The 13260-nt window shown below is 31.7% G+C and carries 16 protein-coding genes; 15 read left to right on the forward strand and 1 reads right to left on the reverse strand.

Going from position 1 to position 13260, the window contains the following annotated elements; translation table 11 throughout:
* Position 1: 1 nt before the first annotated feature.
* The 6 genes from BK821_RS03700 to BK821_RS03720 all read left to right on the forward strand — a co-directional run bounded on the left by BK821_RS03700 (position 2) and on the right by BK821_RS03720 (position 4169).
* On the forward strand, positions 2–628 hold the full coding sequence (locus tag BK821_RS03700) for an orotidine 5'-phosphate decarboxylase / HUMPS family protein (RefSeq protein WP_046836017.1): 627 nt from the start codon (positions 2–4) through the stop codon (positions 626–628).
* Positions 625–1167, forward strand: coding sequence for a 6-phospho-3-hexuloisomerase (hxlB, locus tag BK821_RS03705; protein ID WP_046836016.1), 543 nt, complete (start codon positions 625–627; stop codon positions 1165–1167). Before BK821_RS03700 ends, hxlB begins: the two co-directional genes overlap by 4 nt.
* Before the next feature lie 44 nt (positions 1168–1211).
* Positions 1212–1838 carry a bifunctional 4-hydroxy-2-oxoglutarate aldolase/2-dehydro-3-deoxy-phosphogluconate aldolase gene (eda, locus tag BK821_RS03710; RefSeq protein ID WP_046836015.1) on the forward strand — a complete coding sequence of 209 codons (627 nt, stop codon included), beginning with the start codon at positions 1212–1214 and terminating at the stop codon, positions 1836–1838.
* 452 nt (positions 1839–2290) lie between these two features.
* Positions 2291–3064: a PhzF family phenazine biosynthesis protein gene (locus tag BK821_RS03715; RefSeq protein WP_071331226.1), complete on the forward strand. Its 774-nt coding sequence runs from the start codon at positions 2291–2293 to the stop codon at positions 3062–3064.
* Positions 3065–3124: 60 nt separating this feature from the next.
* Positions 3125–3271: a winged helix-turn-helix transcriptional regulator gene (locus BK821_RS13185; protein ID WP_082104697.1), complete on the forward strand. Its 147-nt coding sequence runs from the start codon at positions 3125–3127 to the stop codon at positions 3269–3271.
* 172 nt (positions 3272–3443) lie between these two features.
* Positions 3444–4169, forward strand: coding sequence for an NADPH-dependent F420 reductase (locus BK821_RS03720; RefSeq protein ID WP_071331227.1), 726 nt, complete (start codon positions 3444–3446; stop codon positions 4167–4169).
* 78 nt (positions 4170–4247) lie between these two features.
* Here BK821_RS03720 and BK821_RS03725 read toward each other — a convergent pair whose 3' ends face one another.
* Positions 4248–4844: an NDxxF motif lipoprotein gene (locus tag BK821_RS03725; protein ID WP_071331228.1), complete on the reverse strand. Its 597-nt coding sequence runs from the start codon at positions 4842–4844 to the stop codon at positions 4248–4250.
* 184 nt (positions 4845–5028) lie between these two features.
* On the opposite strand from BK821_RS03725, the gene BK821_RS03730 reads away from it, so the two are divergent.
* The 9 genes from BK821_RS03730 to fabF all read left to right on the forward strand — a co-directional run bounded on the left by BK821_RS03730 (position 5029) and on the right by fabF (position 12786).
* A complete protein-coding gene (locus BK821_RS03730; RefSeq protein WP_046836011.1) occupies positions 5029–5721 on the forward strand; it encodes an ABC transporter ATP-binding protein in 693 nt (230 codons plus the stop codon).
* A gap of 2 nt (positions 5722–5723) precedes the next feature.
* Positions 5724–6497, forward strand: coding sequence for an ABC transporter permease (locus BK821_RS03735; RefSeq protein WP_071331229.1), 774 nt, complete (start codon positions 5724–5726; stop codon positions 6495–6497).
* Between the two features lie 78 nt (positions 6498–6575).
* Complete coding sequence (locus BK821_RS03740) at positions 6576–6767, forward strand: hypothetical protein (protein WP_046836009.1); 192 nt, start codon at positions 6576–6578, stop codon at positions 6765–6767.
* A gap of 294 nt (positions 6768–7061) precedes the next feature.
* Positions 7062–7307 carry a hypothetical protein gene (locus BK821_RS03745; protein ID WP_046836008.1) on the forward strand — a complete coding sequence of 82 codons (246 nt, stop codon included), beginning with the start codon at positions 7062–7064 and terminating at the stop codon, positions 7305–7307.
* A gap of 351 nt (positions 7308–7658) precedes the next feature.
* Complete coding sequence (locus BK821_RS03750) at positions 7659–8639, forward strand: tripartite tricarboxylate transporter substrate binding protein (protein ID WP_046836007.1); 981 nt, start codon at positions 7659–7661, stop codon at positions 8637–8639.
* 12 nt (positions 8640–8651) lie between these two features.
* Positions 8652–9095 (forward strand): tripartite tricarboxylate transporter TctB family protein, encoded by a 444-nt coding sequence (locus tag BK821_RS03755; RefSeq protein ID WP_046836006.1) that lies wholly within the window; start codon positions 8652–8654, stop codon positions 9093–9095.
* A gap of 14 nt (positions 9096–9109) precedes the next feature.
* The gene (locus BK821_RS03760) at positions 9110–10609 is read left to right on the forward strand and encodes a tripartite tricarboxylate transporter permease (RefSeq protein WP_046836005.1); all 1500 of its coding nucleotides are present in this window, start codon (positions 9110–9112) and stop codon (positions 10607–10609) included.
* A 419-nt stretch (positions 10610–11028) separates the two neighbouring features.
* Positions 11029–11445 (forward strand): universal stress protein, encoded by a 417-nt coding sequence (locus BK821_RS03765; RefSeq protein ID WP_071331230.1) that lies wholly within the window; start codon positions 11029–11031, stop codon positions 11443–11445.
* A gap of 93 nt (positions 11446–11538) precedes the next feature.
* Positions 11539–12786 (forward strand): beta-ketoacyl-ACP synthase II, encoded by a 1248-nt coding sequence (gene fabF, locus BK821_RS03770; RefSeq protein ID WP_071331231.1) that lies wholly within the window; start codon positions 11539–11541, stop codon positions 12784–12786.
* Positions 12787–13260 lie beyond the last annotated feature (474 nt).

Here is a 13260-nt window from a genome sequence, read left to right on the forward strand (position 1 = left end):
AATGAAATTACAAGTGGCAATAGATCGGATCGCATTAGAAGAAGCAGTAGGGCTTGCGAGAGCGCTTAATGGACATGTTGACATTATTGAAATTGGTACATCATTGATTAAAGATTATGGCAATGTTGCTATAGAAAAAATTAAAGAAGTTGTAACAGGTAGTCAAATACTCGTAGATAGTAAAACAATTGATGAAGGGACATATGAATTTAATCAAGCTTTTAAATATGGCGCGGATATTGTAACGGTTATGGGTGCGGCAAGTTATGAAACGCTGTTAGCATGTTATGAAGTGACACAACAACAGGGTAGCACAATGATGATTGATTTGCTTAATTTAGATCCTACTTATATAGCAAGTATCACTGATTTCCCACAAGCAATATACTTGTTACACAGTTCAGTAGATAAACAGCAAAGTAATCAAGCAGTTAGTGAAATTATGGATTTTAAGCAATTATATGGACATATACAGCATCTGGCAATTGCTGGAGGTGTAGATTACAATGCAACGCAAGCGTTAGCAGCTCAAGGTATCGTTGAAACTGTTGTTGTAGGTTCTAAAATTACGAATTCTGAAAGTCCTATAGACACCGCTAAAAAATTTATGGAGGTACTAAAAGTATGAATACAATAGAAATCATTTTAAATGAAATTCAAGAAGTGATGCACTTAGTAGATGAACAAGAAATTGATGATGTAGCAACAGTTTTAACTAAAGACAAAAGAATATTTGTCGTGGGAGCGGGACGAAGTGGCTTTCAAGGCAAAGGTTTTGCAATGAGGTTAATGCACATTGGCTATCAAAGTTATGTAGTTGGAGAGACAATCACCCCTTCAGTTCAAAAAGATGACGTCTGGGTTGCAATATCAGGGTCAGGAACCACTGAAAGCATAGTAACACAAACAGAAAAGGTAAAGAAATTAGGGGTCCATGTTATTGCGTTAACAAGTGATGCTAACTCTAAATTGGCACAAGTTGCTGATAAATCGATTATCGTACCCGGAGCCACAAAAATGAACACGGGAGTGGAGTCGACACAATTGCTATCTTCGTTATTTGACCAAACAGTGCATATTAGCTTGGATGTATTAAATCAAAAATTAGCCGAACGTGATAATACGTCAAATCAAAGTGCCAATGCGCAGCACACAAATGTAGAATGAAGTATTTAAATAGTGTGGAATATAGTAAAAGAAGGTGATTTAAAGTGAAATCGTTACATGTATTAGCAGAAGTGAAAGACAATCGGTTTATTGCTGTTATTAGAACAAATAATAAACAAAAGTTTATTAATATTGCACACGTACTATTGGATAATGGACTAAAGACGATTGAGGTCACCTTAACAACGCCAAATGCCACTGAGATTATTAAAGAATTATCTCATCACTATCAAGATGCAATCATTGGCGCTGGGACAGTCTTAGATAAAGCATCGGCGCAAGCATCTATAGAAGCGGGTGCAAGGTTTATAGTGAGTCCAGGGTTTGATAAAGCCTCAGCCCAATTCGCTAATACGTATGATATACCTTATATTCCAGGATGTATGACGGTAACCGAAATGATTCATGCAAGTCGATTTGGATGCAATATTATTAAACTATTTCCTGCTAATCAATTTAATTCAAAGGCAATTCAAGATTTTAAAGGTCCATTACCTCAATTGGAGTTTATCCCAACAGGTGGCATTGGTATAAATAATAGCGAGGAATGGCTGGCAGCTGGTAGTTACGCAGTAGGTATAGGAAGTGAAATCACTAAGATTTATGATGAAGCAGGTGCAAGTGAGCTAGAGAAGTATATAAAGAAATTAATGAGTCATAACGAAATATAATGACTTATATTTTTAACTTTTTGATGGGATGATAGATATTGCGTGCTTGAATTATATTTGACGAATAGAATATGATAATAATGTTTGAATTTATGCTGAAAAGATTAAGAGACTCTTCTTTTAATGAGGAGTCTCTTTTAATATGTTTGATGATAATTAGTGACGTAATGATAGTTGTAGAATTGTAGGAAAGCCTATATCTTTTAGACAACTTATGAAGTGAAGGGTATAAAAAATGTCTGAAGACTGAAGGACTAGTAATGAGAAAGGTAGAAATTTTCATTATTAAAAAATAAGAAAAAGGAACTTAAATATTCAAATAACAGCCTAAAGTTTACGAATGAATCAATTGTGAAACATGTAGACTTTAGTAGATACGAAGTGTATAGAAACATTAAAAAGGGCATTAGAAATATTAAGAATTAATATAACAAATTTTAGGATTGGGGAAAATGAAACAGTATATTGTGGATGCATTTGCAGACAAAAATTTTGAAGGCAATCCTGCGGCGGTATGTATTTTAGAAAAGTGGCCAGATGACTTGCTATTATTAAATATTGCCAAAGAAAATAATCTTTCAGAAACAGCTTTTATTTCTAAAGCAGATTGTTTTAAAAAATTACGTTGGTTTACCCCTGGTGGAGAAATTGAGTTGTGCGGACATGCCACATTGGCAACCGCTTTTGTTTTAATAAATTACATTGATACAACAAAAGAAAATGTTACTTTTTCAACACTTAGTGGTGACTTAATCGTCACTAAAAAGAATGGGTTATTTGAAATGGTTTTTCCAGCGTATGATTTAAAACCAGTTGAAATTGAAAATAAGCTTACTCAAGCTATAGGAATAAAGCCTAAAGAAGTATATTTGGGTAGAGATTTATTATGTATTTTAGAAAGTGAACAACAAGTTATTGATTTGGATCCTGATATGGATAAAGTAAAAGAACTAGACGGTTTGCTTTTACAAGTAACAGCACAGGGTTCTGATGTAGACTGTGTTTCAAGAACTTTTGCTCCAAAATTAAACGTAGATGAAGACCCTGTATGTGGATCAGGTCATTGCCATATTGTTCCTTACTGGGCAGAAAAGTTAAATAAAGATAGTATCATAGCATATCAAGCTTCTTCGCGTGGAGGTAAATTATATACTCCATTTGAAAATAGTAAAGTAACATTATCTGGAAATGTAGTCCTATACGCTATTAGTGATTTATACATTTAAAAGTTCACAATAGTTCACCAATTCCAGCTATAACATTGAGCATAGGTTGAATATGATGGTATCATCAGTCGAACAGTATATCCAGAAGTACCACCTAAAGTTATTTATGGGTTAACAGAAAAAGGCAATGACCTTTTACCTATTATTGATATGATGGAAACCTTCGGAAAATATCACGGTGAACAACCTAAAAGTAATAAAGAATAGCTTTAATACTTTCTATAAATAATTGTAGAACATTGTTAAGTAGCATAAGTACTAATTTTAGTACTTGTGCTATTTTTATTGCCTACTTTTAAAATAAATATATAGGGTATATCATTACCAACAAAGCAGTACACAAATCTAATTAAGTCTAAATTATAAGGATGATATAAATATGAAAATCGGTATTATCGGAGCTGGTCCAATAGGATCAACACTATCTAATAAATTTGTTGATAACGGACATACAGTAAAAATTGCAGATGTACGTAGCATAGAACATTTAAATAACAAAACATTCAGTGGACAGGCAGTAGATATAGAAAACGTGATAACAGATATAGACATTTTAATTCTTTCGATTCCTACAAATATTATTCCAGACATTAATAACATCATAGCACTTGTTTCTAAAGATGTTATTGTGGTCGATACTGCTAATTATTATCCATTTCGAGATAATCAAATCGAAGCTATTGAACATGGAACTCCTGAAAGCGTCTGGGTATCACAGCAAATAGGTCGAGAAGTAGTTAAAGCATTTAACAATTTACTCGCATATACGTTAGAAAATAAAGGTGCTTCTCAAGAATCTAAAAATCGTATTGCAATGGCTATCTCAGGAAATCATAGTTCAGCAAAAGAAAAAGTAGCCACTTTAATAAATGAAATAGGCTTTGATGTAGTAGACAATGGGGAATTAACAGATTCATGGAAACACCAACCAGGCACGCCTGCGTATTGTACAGAATTAACGAAAGCGGAATTAGCTCTCGCATTGGAAAAAGCTAACAAGGCAAAGGCTCCAACACTAAGAGATAAAATTATAGAAAACTTTTCCCTTGATTTCACTCATGAAGACACAGTGAATTTGAACAGAAAAATTTATAATGAAAAGTAATCCCTTCATGGAAATAGCAACTTAATTGAATAAACTAGAAAAAGAGGCACAATAAGTCATTGTGCCTCTTTTTCTAGTTTATTCAAATGCTGTTGTATTAATCTCATGCTTATCTAAAAATTGTTCAACTTCTTGCTGTTTATTACCGTTCACATGCGCTTTGTATTTATCATTGATTTTATGTATTGCTTTAACATTTTTTAATTTTTTGTTATCAGAATTAGAATCTTCCATTGTTTCATCCACTTTATCGTTCAACTGATTTATGAATTCATTCGCAGAAGTTACATATGTACTTACTTTTAAACTTCCCTTTTTATATTCCTTCGGCAGTTTATTGCTTTCTATAAACTGTTTGAAATTGCCATCATTCTTATTTGTCAGTTTTGTCAGCTTATTTAATTTCATTTGATCTGTTTCATTTAATTCAGCGTTACTTCGAATTTTTGAAGTATTATCATCTAGTGCATCAAATGTATTTAAATACTTTTTAATGCTTGAGTCCATTTCATTTGCACTAATATTTTCATTCTTTTTTTGACTAGAAAACACCTCTTTGGGAATTTCTGTTGCTTTCGCTTTTTGGTCTGACCCTTTGTTTTCAGATTCTCCATGACTACAGGCAGTTAATAATAAAGCTAACGCAATAACTGATGTGTATTTTATCAATTTCATAGTTCAAAATCCTCACCACAATATAATTTTTATCAAGCATATAGCATATTAATTATATATTCAATAATGTATTACCTGTCAATACAATAAAACATAAAAAATACTATTATTATCACAATAGTATTTCAATAACATAATAATTTTGTTAAACTAAATTTTGTGTCGAAAATTAGGAGGATGCAAATTGGAAATTTTATCCATGGAAAATATTAATAAGAAAATTAAACGGAAACATGTTTTGAAAGATATCACGTTTTCGCTTGAAGAAGGCCATATTATAGGTTTAGTTGGAGGCAATGGTGCTGGTAAAACTACGCTGATGAAAGTTATTTTAGGACTTTCTAACTATCAATCGGGTACTTTCAAAAAAAATATTAGCACAACACATAATGATATAGGTGCATTAATTGAAGCGCCTGGTCTTTATCCTTTTTTAACTGGTTATGAAAACATGAAATTAATCGATGAAGACGCAGATAATAAGCATATCGATCTTATTATTGAGCAATTAAAAATGGAAGACTTTATACATAGCAAGGCCAAAACTTATTCTTTAGGTATGAAACAAAAATTAGGCATAGCGCTCGCTTTCTTAAATCATCCTAAACTCGTCATTTTAGATGAACCGATGAATGGTCTAGATCCAAGAGCAGTTAAAGATGTGAGGGAAGCCATCATTAGCTTGCGTGAACAAGGCGTTACCTTCCTTATATCTAGTCATATACTAAGTGAGCTTGTCAAAGTAACAGATTCACTTCTCATTATTGATAAGGGCGAAATCGTAAGAGAAACAACTATGGAGCAATTGCATCAAACAGGTGAAAGCGACCTAGAGAATGTACTCCTTAATATTATTGAAGGTAAGGAGGAAGCGTAATAATGACAACACTTATAAAACAAGAATTATTCAAAATGTTCAAGAAAAAATCGTCTATTATTATTCCCATTCTTATTTTTATTTTAATGATTGGGTTAGCGATATTAAGTAAAAAATATCCTGATATCATGGGATCTAAAGCATTATTTAAACAAGGTTATAGTGCATTTTCATGGATTTTCTTCCTTATGATTATTCAGGCTAGTACGATTATAACGATGGAATTCCATTATGGAACGATTAAAAATTTATTATACAGAAACTATTCTAGAACAAGCATTATTATAAGTAAGATTATCTCATTAGTTATTTATTCACTCATCATATTTGTGATTAGTATTGTGATTAGTTTAATTCTTAACTTAACATTCTTCTCTGATGTAAATATTTTAAAACAATCGGGTGATCATCTTTCACTTTTACAAGATATGTTGTTAACTGCATTAAGTAATTATGTCGGTATGTGGTTATTATTAAGTTTAACGCTGCTTATCTCTTGTATATTCAAGAGTCCAGGTGTTTCTATAGCGATAGGTATTATTTTCTATTTTGCAATTTCTATCGTTTCAGGCATCTTGTTCGCATTGATTGATCAATGGGAATGGTTAAAATGGTTACCGATTAATATGTTGAATTTGAGTTCCCAAATTACAGATAATGAAGTATTTAAGGCACTAACTAAGCTAGAATTACATGAGCTATTTATCGGTAATATCGTTTATATTATTATCTTCTTAGCTTTAGTGATCTTTGTTTTCAAAAAGAAAAATGTCTAAGTTTTATTACAATATCTAGTATAACTAAACGCTCTCTTATGCTACTAAGAGAGTGTTTTTTAGAAAGGTTGATAACATATGAATAGAGCGAAATTAAGACTTGTTTTTAATATTTTATTAGCAATTATCTCTTTTTGTTATATATCACTCATATGGATTATTGATATTAATGTGCTTGGATCAGTGATTTATTCAGTCTTGTTTTTTGGAGTACTTATTGTAAGAGATGTTATCGCTCCTAAAAAGCATAATGAAACGGACAAAAAATAACTAAACAAAGTCGGAGGTGTTTATATATGTCAGCTAAAATATTAGTAGTTTTTTTATTACTTTTTTATCCTATTTTGATTAAAGTAAAAAACAAGAAAAAGCGGGATAGTTATAGCTCCTTGGAAGAAAACAAGTAAATCAATGAATGTATTTTACTCGAAAGACGTTGTATGGAATATGAAGCAAACTGAATTAATAAATTAGAATTCTTCATTTATGTGATGTTAACATTGTCCGTTATAGTTTTAATGATAGTTTGTATTGTTAAGAGAATTTAAATCAAGGAGTGCGTATATGTTAAGTGAAAAAACCAAACGCTATGTCAAATTAGTAAATGATATGATAGGAATTTTTGTTACTATAGGTATCCTAATCATAATGGCTCTTCATTTTTATATGAATATAGAGCCTAATGGAAGTTCTGAATTGGGCTTTAAAGTTACAGGGCCTAGTATGGTTACTTTATATATTTTAATCGCAGTGGCTATCATGACAACTCTCATCTCATTTATGTGTAAAAGACAAAGAAAGACAAGATGAAAAACGAATAAGATTTATATCAATCCCCTCATTATTTATGGTAGTGAGGGGTTTTTGATATGACTTTATTGTATTTACTAATAAGACATTAAGTAAAATAAGCAACTGTAGAGGTGACATGATGTGGATGAAAGTTATAAAGAGAGTAAGGTGCCGTTCTGTAGAGAATAATACCTGAATTTAAGGTGAATCCATTATTAGAACATCTACGCATTAGTAAGCATATTTTCTTACAATAATAAGATATCTTATTGATATAACATTTTTGCAATATAATTTATGATTTATTTAATCAGAATATTCTGTTAATATTAAAATAGTTTGTAAGCGATTTCAAATAGGGGGAATAAGATGAAAAGATGGGGGATTTTAATAATCATTTTTTCAATTGTACTAGCAAGCTGTGGTAAAGAAAAAGATTCGAGCGCGTCAAATAAACAATTTCCTAATGAAACAGTAGAAATTGTTGCACCAGCTTCTCCAGGAGGCGGTTGGGATACTACAGCGCGTGCAGTTCAAAAAATTATGATTGATGAGCATTTAACTAAGCAAAACGTCAATGTAATAAACAAACCTGGAGGTGGTGGAGAAGTAGGATGGCAATATTTAAATTCACGTTCGCCTAATACTATTGCTATTAATTCAAGTTTATTATTATCTAACCATGAATTAGGATTAAGTGATTTAAGTACTGATGATTTCACGCCCATTGCTATCTTAGCAACGGAGTGGATTAGTTTAACAGCATCAAATCATTCAAATTTAAATTCTGGTAAGGAAGTAATGGAAAAATTAAAAGACGATCCTGAATCTTTAACGATAGGCGTCGCACCAGGTTTAGGGAATAATGATCATCTTGCATTTGTTCAAGCAGCAAAGGAATATGGTGTTGATGTAGATAAGATAGATTTCCTGGTATATAAAAGTGGAGGAGATTTACAAACATCTTTATTAGGAGGACATGTTGACGTTGCTTCTACTGCTGTATCTGAAGTAAAAGAACAACACCAAACTGGGAAATTGAAAATGTTAGCAGTTACTTCTGATAAGCCTGTTGAAGGTATTAAAGATGTACCTACTTGGAAAGAACAGGGCGTTGATGTTGTATTTCCACATTGGCGCGGCGTGATGGGACCGAAAGACATGTCACCAGAACAAATTGCCTATTGGGATAAAACGATGCAAGATGTAGTGAAATCAGATAGATGGCAAGAAATAAGAAAGAATAATGATTGGGAAAATTTTTATAAAGATAGTGAAGAGAGTGAAAAATTTTTAAAAGAACAACGTAAGAAATATAAAAAACTAGTCAAAGATTCAGGTCTGAAATAAGGGGGAGTGTATATGTCACGACTTGTCTTTCCAATATTATTAATATTATTTGGTGTAATTTATTTAGTATTAACTCTTAATATACCCAAATCGAACATTGGCGATCCTAATAGTCCAATGTATTTTCCAATGTTAGTTGGTCTATTGCTTCTTATAATGAGTATCATCTATTTCTTTCAAGAGTTTAAGAAACGCCACGAAACATTTACAGCATTTTCACAATTATTTGAAAGAAGAACATTTATGCGAATTGTAATAACCATCGTCCTTACAATTATTTATGCTTTAACATTTGAAAGTCTCGGCTTTTTAATTTCAACAATCATATTCTTAGGCGCTATTATGTTTTTAATTAATGGATATAAGCGATGGCTACAAAATATTTTAGTTACTGTGATTTTTTCTGGCATTGCATGGTATACATTCGCACAATTATTGAATGTCAGTTTACCTTAAGGAGGGGGATTTAAATGGGAATTGATACAGGCAGCTTTTTAGAAGGGTTAACCACTGCGTTTCATCCAATGAACCTTTTATGGGTTCTTATTGGTGGTTTCCTTGGTACTGTGGTAGGTATGCTACCTGGATTAGGGCCTGCGACTGCGGTGGCAGTACTCATACCTGTAACATTTGGCATGGAGCCAGTCAGTGCGTTAATTTTAATGGTTTCAATTTATTATGGTGCCATGTATGGTGGTTCAAGAAGTTCAATTTTACTTAATACACCAGGTGATGGATCAGCGATTGCGGCAACATTCGATGGTTATCCAATGACTAAAAAAGGAGAGGCTGGTAAAGCGCTAACAATATCAGCGGTTGCTTCATTAATTGGAGGTATTGTAGCTGTTATCGGTTTTATCATTTTAGCTAAACCGTTATCTGATTTTGCTTTGAAATTTGGCCCGCAAGAATATTTTTTATTATTCTTATTTACACTTTCAGCTATTGTTACTTTATCATCTGGTAAGATGATAAAAGGTTTTATTGCTACAAGTATTGGCTTAATTATTAGTACTGTAGGTGTGGATCTACAAACGAGTATTTATCGCTTTACATTTGATTTACCCCACTTAAGTGAAGGTATTAATTTCTTAGTCGTTATTATTGGAGTGTATGCCGTAGCAGAAGTACTATATAACTATTTGCACTTACACGCATTGAAACCACCTAAAGCGGAGGTAGGTTCGATGAAGCTATCTAAAGAAGATTGGAAAAAAACACGAGGAGCTATGTTTAGGCAAAGTCCTATTGGCTTTCTGATTGGTGTATTACCAGGCGCAGGTGGTTCTATTGCGGCAATGTTAAGCTATTCTACGGAAAAACAGATATCTAAAAATGGCAAGAATTTTGGAAAAGGTGAAATAGAAGGGGTAGCTGCACCAGAAGCTTCTAATAATGCGGCTGCAGTAGGTGCTTTAATTCCATTATTAACGATGGGTGTGCCAGGGTCAGGAACAACAGCTGTTATTTTAGGTGCGGTCGTCATGTTAGGTTTACAACCTGGTCCATTATTATTCGCAAATGAACCTGAAACGATTTGGACACTCGTTAACAGTATGTTTATCGGTAATATATTTTTAGTCATTTTGAATATTGCTTTAATAGGATTACTATTGAAAATATTACGAACACCACCAAAAGTGTTATATCCAATTATATTGGTATTGGCATTTATTGGTACATATACATTAGGTTATAGTATTACTGATTTCTATATTCTAATTGTTTTTGGTATTATTGGTTTAATTATGAAGTTATTGGATTTCCCACTAGCACCTTTGATTTTGGCAGCAATCATAGGTTCAGATATGGAACAAAACTTTCGTAAAAGCTTAATAGTTAGTAATAATAATGTAGTAGATATATTTTTAGGGTCACCACTAAGTATTGTTTTAACATTAATGACAATTATAGCATTATTTTATCCACTGATTATTAAAGGTTTTAAAAAGATGAAGGTAAAAAATTAGAATTAAAAATATACTGTCTTTTGGAGCTTGTTTGACTTGTTATGTGAAAGTGATTTTATCTGATAATCGAAAGCAACAACATACAATTTCTATTGTATGTTGTTTTTTATTACAATATTTTATATAAATAATCGGATTTTTATTAGAGGGAAATTTTGCTTTTGAAATAATTAAAAATGATTCAAACTTTCGATAATAATAAAAAATTAAAGAAATTAATTATATATTTTTTAGTTATATATTAATATAATAATTTAAAACAGGGTATATGTTTATTGTGGGAAAACTATGTATTTATATTATATAAAAAGAGAGGTGTAAAAATACAACGAAGTATTCATCGTAGAGTTAGATTAGTTTTGTGGCATTTTCATTTAGTACAAGTGAAATATATTTATTATATTAGGAGGTTAGCTTATATGTTTAAAAATATATTATTACCTTATGATTTTGAAAATGATTTTAGTTCTGTTCCAAGTTATTTAGAAAAAATAGTAGGTAAAGGTTCAACTGTTACTATTTATCATGTTGTTACAGATAATAATTTCGCAATGAATTTACAAGATTATATTGAACATAAAAATAATCTTATCAGAGAGAAAGAAGAAATGCTCTCTCCATTTTTACATGAATTGGATAAAAAAGAGATTCAATATAATGTAGAAATAGAATTTGGAGTTATTAAAGATACAATATTAGAAAAAATTAATAACGGCGATGTTGACTTAGTAATTATGAGTAATCACAGAGTTAACTTAAATATTAAGCATATTTTAGGAGATGTGACACATAAAATTGCTAAAAGAAGCCCTGTTCCAGTGATGATTATTAAGTAATATTAAATAAAAAATGATATTGGAATGATTAGTTGTAATTGAAGTTTTTATATATTGAATTACATATTTTAAAAATTCGTAAGGAGGATTTTTATGAATAAAAAACAACGTGTGGTAGTTACAGGTATTGGTGCCCTTACACCTATAGGTAATGATGCTGAGACCTCTTGGACAAACGCATTAAAAGGAGTTAATGGTATTGATAAGATAACTCGATTTAATACCCAACCGTATAATGTACATATAGCTGGTGAATTGAAAGATTTTAATATAGAAAATTATATATCTAAGAAAGAGTCTAGGCGTATGGATCGCTTTACACAATATGCAGTGGTAGCAGCTAGAGAAGCTGTTAAAGATTCCAAGTTACATATTAATGAAGATACTGCAAATAATATAGGCGTATGGATTGGTTCTGGTATGGGTGGTGTAGAAACTTTTGAGAATGCACACAGTACTTTAAAGTATAAAGGCGTAAAGCGTGTGAGTCCGTTTTTTATACCCATGCTTATACCTGATATGGCAACAGGTCAAGTTTCAATTGATTTAGGTACCAAAGGACCAAACGGTGCTACTATCACTGCGTGTGCTACAGGTACAAATTCTATAGGTGAAGCATTTAAAATTATTCAACGTGGTGATGCTGAAGCTATGATCACAGGTGGAGCAGAAGCACCAATTACCGAAATTGGCATTGCTGGTTTTAGTGCAAGTCATGCTTTATCCATAAATAATGATGCTGAAAGTGCATGCCGTCCATTTCAGCAAGAAAGAGACGGGTTTATTATGGGAGAAGGATCAGGAATTTTAGTTCTTGAATCTTTAAAATCAGCACAATCAAGAAATGCTAAAGTCTATGCAGAAGTGGTTGGTTATGGTTCAACTGGCGATGGTTATCACATTACTGCTCCAGCTATTGAAGGAGAAGGAGGGGCACGTGCAATACAAGCAGCAATAGAAGATGCACAAATAGAATCTAAAGAGATTCAATACTTAAATGCGCACGGTACAAGTACACCATTAGGAGATTTTACGGAAGTGCAAGCGATAAAGAAAGTTTTCGGTGATGCTTTTAAATCTTTAAAAGTAAGTTCTACTAAGTCGATGACGGGACATTCATTTGGAGCGACTGGAGCTATAGAAGCGATATTTTCTATTTTATCTATTAAAGATAGTAAAGTTCCTCCAACTATTAATGCTACAAATCCTGATCTAGATTGTGATCTTAACTTGATAGCTAATGAATATGAAAATTTAGACGTAACGTATGCAATGAGTAACAGTCTTGGTTTTGGTGGACATAATGCTGTCTTGTTATTTAAAAAATATAATGAAAAATAGCTATACTTCTGCATTCTACTTTAGTAAAACAGAGCAATCTAAATCATTAAATTGCTCTGTTTTACTGCTAAATACCCCTTCTTTAATTCGCCCCTTTATTTTTCTGTCTAAATTTTCCATATCTTACTCACTTTCAAAATCCAAGTATTTTGTTAAAATGTTTTTCAAAATTATATTTAATGAAGAATATATACCTTATACAATAAGCCTATAACAGTTGTTGTAGCGTTATAGGTTGTTAATAAGATGTTTGTAATTGTCAAAAATAAATTTATGTTTTCTGAAGATCTTATTCATGTTGGATTAGTTTTTCTTTGATAATTAATCATAATGACATTTTAGAATGTAAATGAATTATCTTATATATAGAAGGAATTTGTTTTTAGAATACATGCAGTATCTGTGACAAATACTTTTTCTTTGTTTAAGAAATGAAAGTATATGTACAGCATCACTTAGTTTAACTGAGTATTT

The organism is Staphylococcus sp. LCT-H4 (assembly GCF_001866145.1).
GTDB lineage: Bacteria > Bacillota > Bacilli > Staphylococcales > Staphylococcaceae > Staphylococcus > Staphylococcus succinus.

Bases quoted from the DNA above. Each gene is read 5' to 3' on its own strand.
- fabF (WP_071331231.1), top strand. From the start codon at position 11,539: ATGAATAAAAAACAACGTGTGGTAGTTACAGGTATTGGTGCCCTTACA.
- BK821_RS03720 (WP_071331227.1), top strand. From the start codon at position 3,444: ATGAAAATCGGTATTATCGGAGCTGGTCCAATAGGATCAACACTATCT.
- hxlB (WP_046836016.1), top strand. From the start codon at position 625: ATGAATACAATAGAAATCATTTTAAATGAAATTCAAGAAGTGATGCAC.
- BK821_RS03760 (WP_046836005.1), top strand. From the start codon at position 9,110: ATGGGAATTGATACAGGCAGCTTTTTAGAAGGGTTAACCACTGCGTTT.
- BK821_RS03735 (WP_071331229.1), top strand. From the start codon at position 5,724: ATGACAACACTTATAAAACAAGAATTATTCAAAATGTTCAAGAAAAAA.
- BK821_RS03745 (WP_046836008.1), top strand. From the start codon at position 7,062: ATGTTAAGTGAAAAAACCAAACGCTATGTCAAATTAGTAAATGATATG.
- BK821_RS03725 (WP_071331228.1), bottom strand. From the start codon at position 4,844: ATGAAATTGATAAAATACACATCAGTTATTGCGTTAGCTTTATTATTA.
- BK821_RS03715 (WP_071331226.1), top strand. From the start codon at position 2,291: ATGAAACAGTATATTGTGGATGCATTTGCAGACAAAAATTTTGAAGGC.
- BK821_RS03755 (WP_046836006.1), top strand. From the start codon at position 8,652: ATGTCACGACTTGTCTTTCCAATATTATTAATATTATTTGGTGTAATT.
- BK821_RS03700 (WP_046836017.1), top strand. From the start codon at position 2: ATGAAATTACAAGTGGCAATAGATCGGATCGCATTAGAAGAAGCAGTA.
- BK821_RS03750 (WP_046836007.1), top strand. From the start codon at position 7,659: ATGAAAAGATGGGGGATTTTAATAATCATTTTTTCAATTGTACTAGCA.
- BK821_RS03740 (WP_046836009.1), top strand. From the start codon at position 6,576: ATGAATAGAGCGAAATTAAGACTTGTTTTTAATATTTTATTAGCAATT.
- BK821_RS03765 (WP_071331230.1), top strand. From the start codon at position 11,029: ATGTTTAAAAATATATTATTACCTTATGATTTTGAAAATGATTTTAGT.